We start from the raw sequence: 18,175 nt of genomic DNA, 5'->3' as shown, positions 1-18,175 counted from the left end.
CGGTGCGCGGCGTAATTTTAAGATACTAGACGGGTTCTGCGTCGCGGCAGTGCATGATGGCCTGCGCCCGCGCCGGTCCGCTGCAACCGCAACCTTGCCCGGCGCCGCGCCGGGCACGGCGTTGCCGCCTCAACCTGCATTATCCGACGCCCACGCGTGTCCGATCGGCGGCGCCCCCACGCCGTCGATCGATCGCATCCCGCGGGGGCGGCCGGAGCCGCCGCCTAACGTTTGACCACGGACTTGTCCGGGTCGCCCGACCCGTCATCCGCGGCGTGCTGCCACTCGGTGATGGCCCGCCGCTTCTGCGACGGCGACATCATCATGAATTCGTTCAGCTTCGTGAGGAAATCCCGTCGGGATTTCTCCGGCAGCGTCGCAAATCCAAGCAGCAGCCCGAACACCTTTCCCATATAGCGCACGGCCTTACCCTTCCTTCTTCAGTCGAAATCACGCGGCACCGGAGCGATGCAGCGTGTCTGCCTTTCCTGCTCTGACGCAGGCGATCTACGCCGCCCTGAGTCGCTTCGTTTTTATCGTCCCGGCCAGTGTGCCGCTGCGGCCGCCATGACGCCCGGGGCCGGCCGCTCGTCGGCCGCGCCTGCGGGAAATGCGATCCCGCGCCGCCGCGCGATGCGTGCCAGACCGCGATTCAGGTCGGCCAGCGTCACCGGCTTGGTCAGCACGCAGTCGACGTTCGATGCCGCGTAACGCCGTGCGTCGTCGGGCGCGAGATGCGATGCGACGACGATCATGTCGCACGGCAGCGCACGTGCATGGACGGCCTCCGCCAACTCGCGCGCCAACATGTCGTGCAGGTCGGCGCCGAGCAGCAGAACGTCCCATGCGCCGTCGGCGAGCGTGTCCAGCGCCGCGCCGCCGGACGACACGCACCGGACCACGCAGCCGAGCACGTCCAGTTGCTCGCGGAAGATCGAACCGTTGATCGACGCGTCGTCGGCAACCAGCACGCGCGGCGCGCGCGCGCTGGGCACCGGCAACGCCGGCCGGGTGGCATCGGCCGCGCGGCCCGGGCTGCGCAGCGAACCGGCCGTGGCGACGCGCGCCTGCTCGATCGCCGTGCGCAGCCCGTTCAGCGAATAACTCGACACGCGGATCGTGCGGCCCGCGACGTTCGGCTGCAGCGGCCCGTCCGGTGTCGCCAGCACGACCGGCGTGCCGCCGCCGAGGCTGTCGAGTTCCTCGCGCCGCCAATGGTCGGAATCGCCAAAGAGCACGATCGCGTGTGCACGCGCGAGGCACCCGGCGGCAATCCCGATCGGACTCGGGTGCATCGCGACTTCAAAACCCCATGCGCGCAGATGCGGAAACGCGAACGCGCGCCACGTGTCGTCCGGCGACACGACGATCAACGTCCGGCCCGCCCCCGGCAGCGCACCGGCCGGGGTTTTCGGCGCAACCCCCATGCGCAGCGGCAGGCGCACGGTAAACAGGCTGCCGATATCCGGCGCACTGTCGACCGCGATCGCCCCGCCCATCGCCGCCACCAGCCGATCGCAGAGCGCGAGCCCGAGCCCCGTGCCCCCGTAGCGCCGCGTGATCGACGCATCCACCTGCGAGAACGGCTTGAACAGCCTCGCCTGCTGCGCGTGATCGATCCCGATGCCCGTATCCTCGACGCCGATCGCGAGCTCCGCGACGCCGCGCGCATCCTGCGCGGCCGACACGCGCACGACGATGCGCCCTTCGCTCGTGAACTTGATCGCGTTGCCCAACAGGTTGCCGACCACCTGCGCGAGGCGCGTCGGGTCCCCGCGCATCCGCTGCGCGCTGCTCGCGTCGATATCGGCGAACAGCGGCAGCCCTTTCGCCTTCGCGATCGGCGCGAAGGCCGCGAGCTCGCGTTCGATCACGGCGATCACGTCGAACTCGATCGACTCGACCGACATCGCGCCGGCTTCGATCTTCGAGAAATCGAGGATGTCGCTGACGATCGCGAGCAGCCCCTCGGCCGACGCGCGCAGCGTCTGCACGCGGCTCTGCTGCGACGCATCGAGCGCCGTGCGCTCGAGCAGTTCGAGATTGCCGAGGATCACGTTCAGCGGCGTGCGAATCTCGTGGCTCGTCGCGGCGAGAAACGACGACTTGGCCGCATTCGCCGAATCGGCCGCGCGCACCGCCTCCTCGAGCTGATGCACGAGCCGGCGCTGCGCGCTCGTATCGGCAAACGCCGCGATCAGCACGTCCTCGCCCTGGTAACGCGCGCTGTGCGCGATGACCTCCAGGTGCAGCGGCGCATCGCCATGCGCATCGAGTACGAGCTCGGTCATCATCGTCCGGCCGTCGCCGCCGTTCGCGACGAATGCGTCGTACCGGTCAAGCACCTGCGCGGACAAGACATGGGGATCGCCGCCGTGCGGCAGCAGCATGTGGGTCAGCGCGTCGCTCGCGAGCATCACGCGCCGGTCGGACAGCGACACGAGGCCGATGCCGACCGGCGCCATCGCGATCACGCTGCGGCACAGCGCCTCGCTGTCGAACACGCGCGCCGAGCGCGCATAGACCGGCACGAGCACGCGCCGGTGAAAGCGCACCAGCAGCACCCACATCACGGCGATCGCGACGAGCGTCGCGGCCGCGAGCGCGCCGGCCTGCATGCCGATGCCGGCCGCCACGTCGGCCCACGACAGCGCATAGGCGATCGTCCAGCCGGTAGCCGCGAGCTTGCTGCGAAACACGATCGCGCCGTCGCGAAACAGCGGCTTGGTCGACGCCGGCTCGCCCTGCGCGACAGCAAGGCGCAACAGGCGCTCGGAGCGCGCGTTCGTGCGCTCGACGTCGGGATCGATCGCGATCAGCCGGTTGTCCGCAGACGTGATGAAGAACACGCCGGCCGGGCTGCGCCCGGGCAGCCACGAAAGCAGGTATTCCGGCGCGTATTCGGTGACCAGCACCGCGAACGGCTGGCCGCCGGCGCGCGCTTCGGCGGCGATCCGGATGCGTACTTGCCCGGTCACCGGGTTGATGTAAGGCGGCAACCAGCGGACGCGCGGACGGCCGTCGTTCGAGGCCGGTGCCGGACCGGCGAAATCGACGTGCAGCGCCGCGAGGACCTGCGCGCGCGCCTCGGCCGACGCGAGCGCAGGATTGTCGCGCGCCAGGTGCGGCACGAAGCCGAACACGCCCGTGCGCGTGCTGTAGTGGTAGCCCTCCAGCGTGCGCCCGCGATTGATCGAGCTCGCCGCGCCGATGCGCGACAGCAGGAACGACAGTGCGAGATAGCGCGCGACTTCGTCGCGCTGCGCGGTTTGCCCGGGCACGCCGACCACCAGCGACGGATACGGCTTGATCGCAAGCTCCTGGTCATGATCGAAGAACGCGTTCACGATATCGGCCGGCGCCGGGCCGATCTCGCGCCAGATGAGCTGCGTGTTCGTGACGCCGTTGCGGAACGACGTCTCGGCCACCTGCACCTCGTCGACGGCCTCCTCGACACCGTTCAGGAAATTGCTGCGCTCGCCATCCAGATAGCCGTAGACGATCGACGTGATCCCGAGCCCGCAGGCGATCAGGATCAGGATCGTGACGACGATGCCGCCTCCGAACATCGAAATGCTCTGGTAGCGGCGAATGGATTCAAGCGTGCTGTTTGGCATGACTCGGTGTGACGGCGCCGGGTGCGGACATGCGGCAGATTCCCTGCCGGGCCGGACGTCACGATGGATACATTCGGGATAGCAATCTCCCGATCATGCCAAACGACACTGCGAAAATCAGTCGTGCATTATCTTTTTAGTACACGTCCGATTATTTTTTTATGCGATTTTGAACTCGGACGAGCGATCATCGCGAAATTGCGTCACGAGCGACCCTTCAATCGGTCGAGTGGAGTCGTCGCTGCGCGGCCGGGCGGCCGTGCAAAAACGCCGCCGGCAAGCCGGCGGCAAAAGGCGCATCCATGGGAGACACGGCGCGCCTGAGGCACTCGATACCGCGCATCCGGCGACGGATACCCGTCTCATGCCGCCGCGCAGAACGCGCCCGCTCGGTCCTGCGCGACAGGATCCGGCACCGTGCACGGGAAACCCGCGCAATTCGTCCGCTTGAACTGGAACGACGCCATCGCGGCCGGCGGCACACCGCCGGCCCGCGACGTCAGGCGACCTGAAGGCCGGCTCGGCCGAGGCGCGCGATGGTGGTCTCCCCGCGGTCACGCCCCGTTGCTGTCGGTCCGGTCCGTCGTACGCGTACGGCCGATTCCGGACGCGGTCGTACGGATAGCCCGAATACCGGTAGCCGCAATCGACGTCACACCATAGGACACCTGATCGTCGGTGCGCGCCGAACACGCCGTTCATCGCAGATCCGCACCGGGTTGCTGGCTGCGGACGAATCTTGCGTGCACGCGGCCACGCAGCAACGACAGCCCGGTGCGAGCACACGGCGAAACATCATTTCCTTGCCCACGTTTCCTGTGCACCGCCTCGCTTCACGCCATCCCGCCCCCGGCAGCGCGTACCCGGTTTGCGCGCGGCGAGGCGAATACAATTCGCCAACGCCGACACGCAGTCCAAGGCTCTCTCAGGTTCTCTCTTCGAATCGTTCGGTCGCTTCGCCGGCGTCGTTGCTCACGGGTCGATCGTGGCCGACCTCGAAACCAAAACATGACGCGCCGAACAATAGTGACGTGGTGAGCAATAATAATCGAGAAATATCGCATGTCAAGGTCCATCTCGATTTCAAAGTTTGCGTATCGCGTCACTTTTGAATATGCTCTTCGTCGCCAAAGCCCAGGAGACACCTTCGAGATGCCCAATAGCGAGCAGGCCAACGCCGATCTCATCACCGCCACCAAGGTGCGCGATCTGCTGACGCGCAACGGTATTCCGCCGCGCAGCCACAACACGACGATCGCGAACGTGCTGGGGCTCAGTTTCTCGGTCGTCACGCGCAAGATGAAAGGGCTGATCCCGTGGAACCTGTCGCAACTGCAGGACATCGCGACGCACTTCGGCGTGCCGCCCGCGATCCTGCTCGACGACAAGGGGACGCAGCCGGCCGCGGCCGAGATGATCGACGCGACACTCGTGATCGAGTCGCGCCGCTTTCGCTGCCGCGCGGCGATCTCGGCGAAGGCCAGCAGCCAGATCGAGACGGACTTCGTCGCGCTGCAGTGGCAGGGCGAATGGATCGTCACCGAGCGTCAGCACGCGCGCGAGGGCCGCACCTATCCGGTCGACCTCATCGAGCTGCGTTCGAGCCAGCCGAACGTGTACGCCGCGCGGATCGCCGTGGTCGACGATTCGCAGGACGTCGCCGAAACCGTGTGCGAATACTTCCTCGAAAAAGGCGTGAACGCGATTCCGTACTACGACGGCGCGTCGTTCCGCAAGGCGCTGGAGGTCGAGGATTTCGACGGCTACATCCTCGACTGGATGCTCGGCGACCAGACCGCGGCCGAGCTCGTGCGCAGCATCCGCTCGAGCGAGAACGGCGGCGCACCGATCTTCCTGCTGACGGGCAAGATCTCCACCGGCGAAGCGAGCGAGGACGAGATCGCGCACATCGTGTCGCACTACAACGCGCGCTGCGAGGAAAAGCCGGTGCGCCTGCCGATCCTGTTCGCCGAAGTCGCCCGCGAACTGAAGCTCGCGCAGCCGGCGCCCGCTGCGGCCGCCGCCGCGAATTGAAGCCACCCCGAAAAACCAGTCACCACACGCACACGAACGAAGGGACCGACATGCGAATTTCGACCATCTGGATCAAGAGCCTGCTCGCCGCCGGGCTGCTCGGCCTCGCCGCGGCGAGCTGGGCCGCGTCGTTCACGTTCACCGTCGACGGCAAGATCGGTCGCAGCAACCAACCGGGCAAGACCATGTTCGTCTTTTCCGAGCAGGCGCTGATGGCGCTGCCGCAGCACACGATCGTCACGTCGACGAGCTGGACGCCGAAGGCGACCTTCACCGGCCCGCGCCTGTCCGACGTGCTGAAGACCGTCGACGCGCACGGCACGCAGATCGAATTCCGCTGCATCGACGAATACACGTTCACGATCCCCGTGTCGGATGCCGACAAGTACGGCGTGATCCTCGCGCGCACGATGAACGGCAAGGTGCTCGGCAACGACAACTACGGCCCGCTGTGGGTCATGTATCCGCGCGACCAGTATCCGGACGAGCTGAAGACGCCGCTCGGCGAAGCCAAGTTCGCGTGGCAGATCATCGGCCTGACCGTGAAATAAGTGCGCGGCATCATGCGCGGGCGGTGGAAGAACAGAAAAATCATCGTGGTCCTGGGGTCGCTGTGGATCCTGGGCTTCGCCGCGTGGGCGTTCCTGCTGTGGGACCTGCTCGCGACGTCGGTCAACGAGGGCGTGCTCGAAGGCCCGCGCGAGGGCGTGTTCTGGACCGCGTCGCAATACCGCAACGTCTACACGCGCTTCGATCGCCAGTTGATCCTCTACGCGACGCACGTGGACGGCGACTACGATCACGTGCAGATGCAGCTCGACAGCCTGTCGGTATCGTTCGGGTTCCTGCAGCGGCCGTCCGAAGTGTCCGAATACTGGCTGCGCATCCCGCGCGCACGTGCCGAAATCGCGGCGCTTGCGGAATTCATGTCGCGGCTGAAGCAGGAGGTGCCGTTGCTGCGCACCGCGCCGGACGGCGCGCAGCGCGTGATCGACGAAGTCAGTGCGTACTGGCCGAAGGTCAACGGCCTCGCGAACTACTTCCGCGCGATCGAGATGGCGCAGCGCGATTTCACCTTCCATCAGCTGAAGGAACGGCAGCGCGCGATCCTCGCGCTGGGCATCATCCTCGGCGTGATCCTGTGCGCGCTGTTCCTGCTGCTGTTCTACACGATGCGCACGCGCGACGACCTGCTCGAACGGCAGAACGCGGCGCTGGACGCGGAACGCAAGGCGTCCGATCGCGCGTTCGAGATGATCGAGGCGAAGAACGCGTTCCTCGGGATGGTCAGTCATGAGTTGCGCACGCCGCTGCAGGCGATCTGCGGGTCGATCGAGATCCTGCTCGCGCGGCCGCAGTCCGACGCGAACCTGAAGACGATCCGGCGGCTGCAGAATTCCGCGTCGTCGCTCGAGGCGCTGGTCAAGGACCTGACCGACTACATCAAGCTGCGCTCGACCAAGCGCCTGGCCGAAGCCGAGACGGTCGCGATGGCATCGCTGCTCGCCGAAGTGCTCGAACCGTTGCGCGACAAGATCGCGGCGAAACGGATCGATGTCGTGCAGCAGGTCGAGCCGCACGATCTCGCGATCCGCTCCGACCGCAAGCTGCTGCGGCAGGTGCTGTCGAACCTGATCGAGAATTCGGTGAAGTACACGGCCGACGGATCGATCGACGTGTCGATCACGCTCGTCGACGCGCCGGCCGGCCGGGAGCTGAAACTCGTCGTGCGCGATACCGGCGCCGGCATCGCGAAGCAACATCTGCCGAAGATCTTCGAGCCGTTCTATCGCGCGAACGATGCGGTCGGCCTGCACGTGGACGGCATCGGCATGGGGCTCGCCGTCGTGCGCGAAATCGTGACGACGCTGCGCGGTCACGTGGACGTGCGCAGTACGGTCGGCGAAGGGAGCGAGTTCGTCGTGACGCTGCCGGCCGAGGCGCCGGATACCGGCGACACGGCCGGCGACGCACCCGCATGGCCGGCCGCCACCGTGCATCGCCACCGCCGCGCGCTCGTGGTCGATGACAACGACAACGCGCGCGAAACGCTCGGCGCGATGCTGTCGGCGCTCGGTCTCGACGTGGATCTGTGCGGCACCGGCCACGAAGGCGTCGCGCGCTTCAACGACGCACGTTACGACCTCGTCGTGCTCGACCTCGAACTGCCGGATCTGAGCGGCTTCGACGTCGCGCGCCGCATCCGCGCGGTCGCGCAACCGAACGACGACGGGAAGTTTCCGTCGATTCTCGGCGTCAGCGCGTACGAATCGGCCGCGCTGCGCGAGAACCCGCGCGTGTTCGACGAATTCCTGCCGAAGCCCGTTCACCTGCGTGAACTCGGCGCGCTCGTCGAGAAGCTGCTCGGCTGAACGCGGCGGCGATGCGTCGCACGTGCGGCGGCTCGCGCCCGCTTGTCCCTACTCGCCGATCAGATGCAGCACGACGTCGCGCCGGTGCGCCGCGCGACGATGCTCGAACAGGTAGATGCCCTGCCAGGTGCCGAGCACCATGCGTGCGTGCTCGACCGGAATCGACAGCTGTACCTGAGTGAGCGCCGTGCGCAGATGCGCGGGCATGTCGTCGGGCCCTTCGGTGTCGTGCTCGTAGCGCGCGCCGTCCTCGGGCGCGAGCGTCGCGAAATAGCGTTCGAGATCGCGCTGCACGGACGGATCGGCGTTCTCCTGGATCAGCAGCGACGCGGACGTGTGGCGGCAGAACACGGTCAGCAGCCCGGTGCGGATCGCCTGCTGGTCGACGAACGCGCGCACCTGCGGCGTGAACTCGACGAGGCCGCTCCCGCGCGTTTCGACGGCGATGTGCGTGATGGCCTGTTGCATGATGACGGCCTCACGCGAGCGCAGCGAAGCCGTCGGCCTCGATCTGCTTCGCATCGGTCGGGCGCACGACGCGTGCGACTTCGACCCCGTCGCGCAGGAACACCAGCGTCGGCCACAGCTTCACGCCGAACGAACGGCCGAGCGGCCGGCCCGGACCATCCTCGATCTTCAGGTGCCGCACGGCGGGGTGCGCGGAGAACGACGCGACGATCGCGGGCTGCGCGCCCGCGCAGATCCCGCACCAGTTCGCGCCGAATTCGATGACGGTGGCACCGGCCAGTGCGTCGACTTCCGCGCGCGTCGGCGCGTTGGCGGTGTAGCGTTGCTCAGTGTCCATCGGAACCCTCGTATGCAATTGCGGAGCGTGGCCGCCGCGTGCCAGCGTGGGCGGCACGGGCGGCCGGTGATTTCCTACTGTAGCGGAAAAGCGCACGGATCGCCGGCCGCGGCCCGGCCGTGCGGGCGGCCGCGCGCCGCCCGATTCGAATGACACGACAAGATTCGGAGCGCCGCGCAGCCGCGACGCGATCAGCATGGGAACCGATCCCGTCAACGAAGGACGACCATGAACGCACCGCATCGTGTCACCGAACCGAACATTCTCTATTTCGGCACGCCCGTCGTGCTGATCAGCACGCTGAATCCGGACGGCACGGCCAATCTTGCGCCGATGTCCTCCGCGTTCTGGCTCGGCTGGCGCTGCATGCTCGGGCTTGCGGCCAGCTCACAGACCACGCACAACCTGATGCGCACCGGCGAATGCGTGCTGAACCTGCCGTCGTCGAAGCAGGCGCACGCGGTCGACCGGATCGCTCGCACGACCGGCGCGGACCCGGTGCCCGAGTCGAAGCAGGCACGCGGCTATGTTCACGAGCCCGACAAGTTCGGCACGGCCGGACTCACGGAAGCGGCGTCGCAAACCGTCGCGCCGCCGCGGGCGCTCGAGTGTCCGGTGCATCTCGAGGCAGTGGTGGCTGCCAGTCACGGCATCGGCGAAGACGCCGCGGATCTGCGCGGCCGCATCCGCGTGTTCGAAGTGCGCATTCAGCGTGTGCACGTGCATCCGGATCTGCTGATGGACGGCCATCCCGACCGCATCGATCCGGACAAGTGGTCGCCGCTGATCATGAGCTTCCAGAAGTTCTACGGCCTCGCGCCGCGGCAAGTGCATCCGTCGCGGCTCGCCGAGATTCCCGAACGCGCGTATCGCAGCCCCGACGTCGACCGCGCGCGCGAAGCCGGCACGTCGCTGGACGCGGCACGGCGATGACGCGGAGCGGCCCGCATGACGCCGGCGATCGACGCAGCGTGCGGCCTCGCCTTGGCGGGCACGCTGTTCGGCACGTGGGCGCCGAGCGTGCGCGCGGTTCGCGCTTGCGTACCGCGCGCGCCGCGACCCGTCGCGTAGCGATCGGATAAGATACGGGCCGATTGGCCCAAGACCGAACCGACGGAGTGTTTCAGTGATTCAACCGACTCAAGTATTCAAGGACAACCTCGCGCAACTGCCGGCCATCGACGGCATCGCGCGCATCGATCTCGTCGGCGCGAACGGCGACGTGATCGCCAGCATCGAGAACCAGCCGGGCAAGCAAGGCTCGCTCGCGGTGTACAACTACCTGAAGCAGGCGTTCGGCACGCTCGATGCGAAGGCTGCCGAACACGGTCTCGCCGTATTCGCCGAGCACACCGCCGACGCACGCAACCGTCCGGGCGCGCACCCGAACGTCGATCGGCTGCTCGCGATCGTCGACGGCGGCGAAGCGCTGCGCATCGACGTGATCGCGAAAGGCTGAGCGGCACGCCGGAGGACCGCCCCGGGCTGCCGGACGCGCAATACTGCCGCCGCTGAAGGCAGTGAGCGGTCCGGTCCGCATGCGGTCCTTCATTTCGGGGAATCGGCGCACGCCGCTCAGTACGCAGTCCGTACGACCTGATATCGCCCTTCGTCACGACACTCCGCCCTTCGTCACGGCGACTCCGCCCTTTCATCCCGACGGCCTCGCCCCGTCGTCCAACGTTCTCGCGAATCATCGCAGTGCATCGCCGCACCGGCACCGCGCCACGCGCACGCTGACAGTGCCGCGGTCCGCGCGGCAATCGCCACGGACGCTCACGCCCCGTTTCCCTGCGAAGCACGCCCAGCACCGCATCCGTCGAAATCCGCCATCGCTGGCATACATATTGCCAACGTCGACCTGACGCCGCGATGCGGCGCCATCCGATGTTCCGACCGATCCCCGCCGGTATCCGAATCCGACCGGCAATCCGCAGAGGTCTCATCATGACGCGTTTGCGCACCTCCCTGCAGAGCGGCAACTGGCGCTCGCTGCTCGCGTGCTTCCTGTATTTCGACACCGGCTTCACGGTCTGGGTGCTGTACGGCCCGCTCGCGCCGTTCATCGGCAAGGACATCGCGATGTCCGCGGCGCAGCAGGGCTTTCTCGTCGCGGTGCCGGTGCTCGCCGCCGCGATCCTGCGCGTGACGCTCGGCAACCTGTACCAGTCCGCGAACGGGCGCACGATCGCGCTGACGGGCGTCGTGCTGTCCGCACTGCCGGCGATCGTCTTGCCGTGCGTGCCCGGTACGCCGTCGTATGCGCTGCTGCTCGTGCTCGGCGTGTTCCTCGGGATGGGCGGCGCAAGCTTCGCCGTCGCGCTGCCGATGGCAGGCAGCAGCTATCCGCCGAAAGTACAGGGACTCGTGCTCGGCCTCGCCGCGGCCGGCAACATCGGCGCGGTGCTCGACGGCTTCATGTTTCCGCATATCGCGGCCGCCGTCGGCTGGAAGCTGTCGACCGCCGCCGCGCTGCCGCTGCTCGCGATCGCGGGCATCGCGATCGCCGCGTGGGCCGACGACCGCAGCGAAAAATCCGGCAGCGTGCCGCGCGCGCTCGGTGCGTTCGCGGTCACGCTCGCGGGCCTCGTCGCGCTCGTGCTTGCCGTGCACGGCGGCGTGTTCGGCGCCGGCAAGACGGGCGTGCTGCTGCTGCCGGTGATGGGCGCGGCACTCGCGATCGCGATCCTGCCCGCGCGCTACCGCGCAGTGCTCGCCGAGCGCGATACGTGGGTCATCATGCTGATCTACAGCATCACGTTCGGCGGCTTCGTCGGGATGTCGTCGTACGTGACGCTGCTGCTGACGTCGCTGTATCAGATGCCGAAAATCGACGCCGGCCTGTTCATGTCGCTGCTCGCGTTTCTCGGCGCGATCGTGCGGCCGCTCGGCGGCTTCGTCGCCGATCGCGTCAGCGGCGTGCGTGCGCTGATCGTGCTGCTCGCCGCGATCGCCGCCGCGGACTTCGCGTTCGCCGCGTGGATGCCGCCGCTGGCCGGCGGCATCGCATTGCTGATCTGCCTGTACGTCGCGTTCGGGCTCGGCAACGGCGCGACCTTCCAGCTCGTGCCGCACCGCTGGCAGGGCAAGACCGGCCTGCTGTCCGGCATCGTCGGCGCGGCGGGCGGCATCGGCGGCTTCTATCTGCCGGTCGTGATGGGCATCGCGAAGGAAAGCACCGGCAGCTATCAGCTCGGCTTCGTGACGTTCGGCGCGCTCGCGGCCTGCGCCTGCGGCGCACTCGTGTTGCTGCGTGCGCAGTGGCTGCGCTGGGCGATGCCCGCCGACACGCGGGCGGCCGGCGCAGCCGCGATGCCGGCGCCGCGCATGACGCATCTCGCCGAATGAACGCAGGAGCGGGCCGCACGCGCGGTCCGTCTTCAGCGAGCAGCGCAACGCGTCCGACGGGAAACAGCTGACGAATCGATCGCATCGGCTGCCGTGCACCGACTTGCGTTGCGATGCACCAAGGTAGGCATCCGACGCCTGCGCGCGGTGCGCACCAACATGCACGCAGCGCATCCGCCGCGGCATGCCGCCATTGGCATGCCGCTTGCTTTTTGTCTACTTGACATGCGGGGCAACCTGCACGCTGAACGCCAGGGAGACGTCGGATGCGGAAGATGAAGCTTGTGATGGTCGGCAACGGGATGGCGGGCGTACGCACGCTCGAGGAACTGTTCAAGCTGGCCCCCGACCTGTACGACGTCACGGTGTTCGGCGCGGAGCCGCATCCGAACTACAACCGGATCCTGCTGTCGCCGGTGCTGGCCGGCGAGCAGACGCTCGAACAGATCGTCCTGAACGATTACGCGTGGTACGAACAGCACGGCGTGAAGCTGCTGACCGGCCGCAAGGTCGTGAAGATCGACCGCGTGCGCCGCGTCGTCGTCGCAGACGACGGCACCGAAGCCGCTTACGACCGCCTGCTGCTCGCGACCGGCTCGAATCCGTTCATGCTGCCGATTCCCGGGATCGGCCTCGACGGCGTGCTCGGCTATCGCGACATCGCCGACACGCAGGCGATGATCGACGCGTCGTCGCGGTATCGCCGCGCGGTCGTGATCGGCGGCGGCCTGCTCGGCCTCGAAGCGGCGAACGGCCTGAAGCTGCGCGGCATGGACGTGACGGTCGTCCACCTCGCGCCGACGCTGCTCGAGCGGCAGCTCGACGCGACCGCGGGCGAATTGCTGCGCAAGTCGCTGGAAGCGCGCGGGCTGAAATTCCTGATGTCGAAACAAACCGCCGCGCTGGACGCCGACGGCACGGACGGCACGCGCGTCGGCGCGGTGCGCTTCGCCGACGGCGACTCGCTCGACACCGATCTCGTCGTGATGGCGATCGGCATCCGGCCGAACACCGAACTCGCGGAAAGCAGCGGGCTCTACTGCAATCGCGGCGTGGTCGTCAGCGACACGATGCAGACCTACGATCCGCGCATCTACGCGGTCGGCGAATGCGCGAGCCACCGCGGCATCGCGTACGGGCTCGTCGCGCCGCTGTTCGAGCAGGCCAAGGTCGCGGCAAATCATCTCGCCGAATTCGGCATCGGCCGCTATGCCGGCTCGGTCACGTCGACGAAGCTGAAGGTCACCGGGATCGACCTCTATTCCGCGGGCGACTTCCTCGGCGGCGAAGGCACCGAGGACATCACGCTGTCCGATCCGCTCGCCGGCGTCTACAAGAAGATCGTGGTGAAGGAAGACCGGATCGTCGGCGCGTGCCTGTACGGCGACACCGCCGACGGCGCGTGGTACTTCAAGCTGCTGCGCGAAGGCCGCAACATCGCGGACATTCGCGACACGCTGATGTTCGGCGAGACGAGCCTCGGCGACACCGGGCACAGCGGCGTCACGCATGCGGCCGCGATGCCCGACACCGCCGAGGTGTGCGGCTGCAACGGCGTCTGCAAGGGCACGATCGTCGGCGCGATCAAGGAGAAGGGCCTCTTCACGCTCGAAGACGTGCGCAAGCACACGAAGGCATCCGCGTCGTGCGGTTCGTGCACGGGCCTCGTCGAGCAGATCCTGATGTCGACGCTCGGCGGCGACTATTCCGCGTCGCCGAAGGCGAAACCCGTCTGCGGCTGCACCGACCGCACGCATGCGGAAGTGCGCGCGGCGATTCGCGAGCACAAGCTGCTGTCGGTGCCGGCCGCGATGCACTTCCTCGAATGGCGCACGCCGAACGGCTGCTCGACCTGCCGCCCGGCGCTCAACTACTACTGCATCAGCACGTGGCCGCACGAGGCGAAGGACGATCCGCAATCGCGCTTCATCAACGAACGCGCGCACGCGAACATCCAGAAGGACGGCACCTATTCGGTCGTGCCGCGCATGTGGGGCGGCGTCACGACCGCCGACGAGCTGCGCCGCATCGCCGACGTCGTCGACAAGTATGCGATTCCGACCGTCAAGGTCACGGGCGGGCAGCGCATCGACCTGCTCGGCGTGAAGAAGGAGGACCTGCCGGGCGTGTGGCACGACCTCGGGATGCCGAGCGGACACGCGTACGCGAAGGCGCTGCGCACCGTGAAGACCTGTGTCGGCTCCGAATGGTGCCGCTTCGGCACGCAGGACTCGACGCTGATGGGCCAGCAGCTCGAACGCGCGCTGTGGCGCATGTACGCGCCGCACAAGGTCAAGCTCGCGGTGTCGGGCTGCCCGCGCAACTGCGCGGAATCGGGGATCAAGGACGTCGGCGTGATCGGCGTCGATTCCGGCTGGGAAATCTACGTCGGCGGCAACGGCGGAATCAAGACCGAGGTCGCGCAGTTCTTCTGCAAGGTGAAGACGCACGAGGAAGTGCTCGAGTACGCGGGCGCGTTCCTGCAGCTCTATCGCGAGGAAGGCTGGTATCTGGAACGGACCGTGCACTACCTCGAACGCGTCGGGCTCGATTACGTGAAGGCCCGCGTGCTCGACGATGCCGCCAATCGCGCGGCGCTGTGGGAACGCCTGCAGTTCGCGCTGAAGGACGAACCCGATCCGTGGCACGACACCGACGACGCGCAGGTCGACCTGCGCCAGTTCACCCCGATCGCCGTCGAGACCACCGGCCGCTGACGCCGCCACCGCCAGGAAATCCCAAGATGCCTACTCTCGAACCCGACTGGATCGCGGTCTGCCGGATCGACGACATTCCCGCGCTCGGCGCACGCGTCGTCAAGCGGCCCGAAGGCGCGCCCGTCGCGCTGTTCCGCACCGACGGCGATCGCGTATTCGCGCTGCTCGACCGTTGCCCGCATCGCGGCGGCCCGCTGTCGCAGGGCATCGTGCACGGCGAACAGGTCACCTGCCCGCTGCACGGCTTCAACATCGCGTTCGGCAACGGCTGCGCGTTGCCGCCCGACGACGGTTGCACGCCGGTGTTCAGCGTCGCATGCGACGGCGGCGCCGTGCTGCTCAAGCGCAGCGAGCTCGCGTCGATCGCGATCGGCGACGAGGCATCGGGCGCCCCCGCGTGCGCCGAACCGGGACACGCTGCATGACGGAAACGGCAGCCGTACTCGATCGCGACGCTCGCGCCGACGCAGACCTGCACGAAACGCGCTCGACCTGCTGCTACTGCGGCGTCGGCTGCGGCGTGATCATCCAGACGGCAACCGACGGCGACGGACGACGCAAGATCGTCGGCGTGCGCGGCGACCCCGACCATCCGGCGAACTTCGGCCGGCTGTGTTCGAAGGGCAGCACGCTGCACCTGACCGCCGCGCCCGAACGCTATGCGCAGACGCGGGCGACGCATCCCGAACTGCGGCACACGCGCGACGCGGCGCGCACGCGCGTGTCGTGGGACGACGCGCTCGACCATGTCGCCGCGCGCTTCGCGCGGATCGTCGAGCAACATGGCCGCGATGCGATCGGCTTCTACGTGTCGGGCCAGCTGCTGACGGAGGACTACTACGTCTTCAACAAGCTCGCGAAGGGGCTGATCGGCACCAACAACATCGATTCGAACTCGCGGCTGTGCATGAGCTCGGCCGTGGTCGGCTACAAGAAGTCGCTCGGCGCGGACGCGCCGCCGTGCAGCTACGACGACCTCGATCATGCCGGCACGGTGCTGATCGCCGGCGCGAACCCCGCGTTCGCGCATCCGATCCTGTACCGGCGGCTCGAGGCCGCACGCGAACGCAATCCGGCGATGAAGGTGATCGTCGCCGATCCGCGCCGCACCGATTCCGCGAGCGACGCGACGCTGCACCTCGCGCTGCAGCCCGGCACCGACGTCGCGCTGTTCAACGCGATGCTGCACGTGCTGGTATGGGACGGCGCGCTCGATCGCGCGTTCATCGACGCACACACGAACGGCTTCGACGCGGTACGCGACAGCGTGCGCGAATGGTCGCCGGCCGTCGCCGCGCAGGTGTGCGGACTGCGCGCGGACGACATCGTGCAGGCCGCGCGCTGGTTCGCCGACGGCCCGTCGCTGTCGCTGTACTGCCAGGGGCTGAACCAGTCGGCGGACGGCTCGCACAAGAACGTCGCGCTGATCAACCTGCATCTGGCCACCGGGCAGATCGGCAAGCCCGGCGCGGGGCCGTTCTCGCTGACCGGACAACCGAACGCGATGGGCGGCCGCGAAGTGGGCGGCATGGCGACGCTTGCGTCCGCGCATCGCGATCTCGCGAACGCCGCCGATCGCGCCGAGATCGCGCGATTGTGGGGCGTCGACGACGTGCCGGCGCAACCGGGCCTCACCGCGGTCGAGATGTTCGACCGGCTCGCCGCGGGCGAGCTCAAGGCCGTATGGATTGTCTGCACGAATCCCGCGCATTCGCTGCCGAACCAGGCGGCCGTGCGCGCGGGGCTCGCCCGCGCCGAATTCGTCGTGCTGCAGGACGCGTATGCGCATACCGGTACCGCGCCCTACGCGGACGTGTTGCTGCCGGCCGCGACGTGGGGCGAGAAAGAAGGCACCGTCACGAACTCGGAGCGGCGCATCTCGCGCGTGCGGGCGGCCGTCGAACCGTACGGCGACGCGCGCGCGGACTGGCACATCGCCGTCGACGTCGGCCGACGAATCGAAGCGCGGCTCGCGCCGGGCCGCCCGACGCTGTTTCCATATGCGGACAGCGAAGCGATCTGGAACGAGCATCGCGCGACGACGGCCGGACGCGATTGCGACATCGGCGGCCTGTCGTGGCCGCGGCTGGAAGCCGACGGCCCGCAGCAATGGCCGTTCCCCGCCGGCGCCGCACATGGCGCTGCGCACCTCTATGCGGACGGCCGGTTTCCGACCGCCGACGGCCGCGCCCGCTTCATCGCGACGCCGTACCAGCCGGTCGCGGAACCGGTCGATGCGCGCTTCCGCTTCGCGCTGACGACCGGCCGGCTGCGCGATCAATGGCACGGCTGCAGCCGCACGGGCACCGTGCCGAAGCTGTTCTCGCACGCGCCGGCGCCGAGCGTCGACCTGAACGCCGCGGACTGCGCGCGCCTCGGCATCGGCCCGCACGATTTCGTGCACCTGACGTCGCGCCGCGGCAGCATGCTGCTGCCCGCGCGCGCCGATGATGCCATCGCGCCCGGACAGGCGTTCACGCCGATGCACTGGGGCGACGAATTCGTATCGGGCGTGGCCGGCAACCGGATCGGTGCCGGTGTGAACACGGTGACGTCCGCCGCGCTCGATCCGCACTCGCGTCAGCCGGAACTCAAGCATGCGGCCATCAAGCTGCTGAAGGCCGATCTGCCGTGGCGCTGGCTGATCGCCGCGCGCCTGCCCGCCGACGAACTGCTGGCGCGGCAGCGCGACGTGCGTGCGTTGTTCGCGCGCTTCGCGTACGCGAGTTGCGTGCCGTTCGGCAACGACGCCGGCGGCGGGCTCGCATGGCGCGCGGCCGCATACGAGCCGGTGCCCATCGCGCTGCAGCGCGAGGTCGAAGCGCTGCTGGGCCTGCCCGAACATGCGATCGACGTGATGAGCTACGGCGACGCGCGGCGCGGCACGGCACGCCGCGTGCGCGTGGTCGACGGCGTGCTGACCGCGTTCTCCGTGTCGGGTGCGGCCGGCGCGACCGAGGACAGTGCGGCCGTGCTGCGCGATTACGTCGACAGCGGCACCGGCGTCGGCGCGATCGGGCGGATGCTGTTGTTCGCCGGGCGCGTGCCGTTGCAGGCCGCACCCGCACGCGGCCGTGCGGTCTGCAATTGCGTGGGCGTCAGCGAGAGCGAGATTCGTGCGGCACTGTCCGCGTGTCCGGCGAGCGCGACGCCGGCGGAGCGGTTCGCCGGCCTGCAGGCGCAGCTCAAATGCGGCACGCAGTGCGGCTCGTGCGTGCCGGAACTGCGGCGCATGAGCGCGGAGGCGGTCGTGTCGTAGCGGGTGGCATGCCCGGGCCTATC

General features: G+C 68.3%; 13 protein-coding genes. 9 read left to right on the top strand and 4 right to left on the bottom strand.

Going from position 1 to position 18,175, the window contains the following annotated elements:
- Positions 1 to 224: 224 nt before the first annotated feature.
- The gene (locus Q3A80_RS06370) at positions 225 to 413 is read right to left on the bottom strand and encodes a hypothetical protein (RefSeq protein ID WP_446328222.1); all 189 of its coding nucleotides are present in this window, start codon (positions 411 to 413) and stop codon (positions 225 to 227) included.
- Between the two features lie 120 nt (positions 414 to 533).
- Positions 534 to 3,617 carry an ATP-binding protein gene (locus Q3A80_RS06365; protein WP_446328221.1) on the bottom strand — a complete coding sequence of 1,028 codons (3,084 nt, stop codon included), beginning with the start codon at positions 3,615 to 3,617 and terminating at the stop codon, positions 534 to 536.
- 1,152 nt (positions 3,618 to 4,769) lie between these two features.
- Here Q3A80_RS06365 and Q3A80_RS06360 point away from each other — a divergent pair.
- From Q3A80_RS06360 to atsR, 3 genes are read left to right on the top strand one after another with little or no spacing between them, the layout of a single operon-like run.
- Entirely contained in the window at positions 4,770 to 5,651 is an 882-nt protein-coding gene (locus tag Q3A80_RS06360; RefSeq protein WP_446328220.1) for a response regulator, read from the top strand.
- A 50-nt stretch (positions 5,652 to 5,701) separates the two neighbouring features.
- Entirely contained in the window at positions 5,702 to 6,202 is a 501-nt protein-coding gene (locus Q3A80_RS06355; protein WP_446328219.1) for a molybdopterin-dependent oxidoreductase, read from the top strand.
- 9 nt (positions 6,203 to 6,211) lie between these two features.
- Positions 6,212 to 8,023 (top strand): hybrid sensor histidine kinase/response regulator AtsR, encoded by a 1,812-nt coding sequence (gene atsR, locus Q3A80_RS06350; RefSeq protein ID WP_446328437.1) that lies wholly within the window; start codon positions 6,212 to 6,214, stop codon positions 8,021 to 8,023.
- Positions 8,024 to 8,071: 48 nt separating this feature from the next.
- Here atsR and Q3A80_RS06345 read toward each other — a convergent pair whose 3' ends face one another.
- Both Q3A80_RS06345 and Q3A80_RS06340 read right to left on the bottom strand, forming a co-directional pair.
- A complete protein-coding gene (locus Q3A80_RS06345; RefSeq protein WP_446328218.1) occupies positions 8,072 to 8,491 on the bottom strand; it encodes a secondary thiamine-phosphate synthase enzyme YjbQ in 420 nt (139 codons plus the stop codon).
- 10 nt (positions 8,492 to 8,501) lie between these two features.
- Positions 8,502 to 8,828, bottom strand: a complete 327-nt coding sequence (locus Q3A80_RS06340) for a thioredoxin family protein (RefSeq protein WP_089501115.1) — start codon at positions 8,826 to 8,828, stop codon at positions 8,502 to 8,504.
- 228 nt (positions 8,829 to 9,056) lie between these two features.
- Between Q3A80_RS06340 and Q3A80_RS06335 the strand changes: the two genes are divergently transcribed.
- The 6 genes from Q3A80_RS06335 (at position 9,057) to Q3A80_RS06310 (ending at position 18,152) form a co-directional block, all read left to right on the top strand.
- Positions 9,057 to 9,761, top strand: a complete 705-nt coding sequence (locus Q3A80_RS06335) for a flavin reductase family protein (protein WP_446328217.1) — start codon at positions 9,057 to 9,059, stop codon at positions 9,759 to 9,761.
- A 193-nt stretch (positions 9,762 to 9,954) separates the two neighbouring features.
- Positions 9,955 to 10,287 carry a DUF2322 family protein gene (locus tag Q3A80_RS06330; protein ID WP_446328216.1) on the top strand — a complete coding sequence of 111 codons (333 nt, stop codon included), beginning with the start codon at positions 9,955 to 9,957 and terminating at the stop codon, positions 10,285 to 10,287.
- 488 nt (positions 10,288 to 10,775) lie between these two features.
- Positions 10,776 to 12,176, top strand: a complete 1,401-nt coding sequence (locus Q3A80_RS06325) for an MFS transporter (RefSeq protein ID WP_446328215.1) — start codon at positions 10,776 to 10,778, stop codon at positions 12,174 to 12,176.
- A gap of 266 nt (positions 12,177 to 12,442) precedes the next feature.
- A complete protein-coding gene (gene nirB, locus Q3A80_RS06320; protein WP_446328214.1) occupies positions 12,443 to 14,893 on the top strand; it encodes a nitrite reductase large subunit NirB in 2,451 nt (816 codons plus the stop codon).
- 26 nt (positions 14,894 to 14,919) lie between these two features.
- Positions 14,920 to 15,318: a nitrite reductase small subunit NirD gene (nirD, locus tag Q3A80_RS06315; protein ID WP_446328213.1), complete on the top strand. Its 399-nt coding sequence runs from the start codon at positions 14,920 to 14,922 to the stop codon at positions 15,316 to 15,318.
- Positions 15,315 to 18,152 (top strand): nitrate reductase, encoded by a 2,838-nt coding sequence (locus tag Q3A80_RS06310; protein ID WP_446328212.1) that lies wholly within the window; start codon positions 15,315 to 15,317, stop codon positions 18,150 to 18,152. Before nirD ends, Q3A80_RS06310 begins: the two co-directional genes overlap by 4 nt.
- Positions 18,153 to 18,175: the final 23 nt, after the last annotated feature.

Source organism: Burkholderia sp. SR8 (assembly GCF_052851275.1).
Note: the sequence above shows the minus strand (reverse complement) of the source record. Positions and strands in the feature narration are given on the sequence as shown.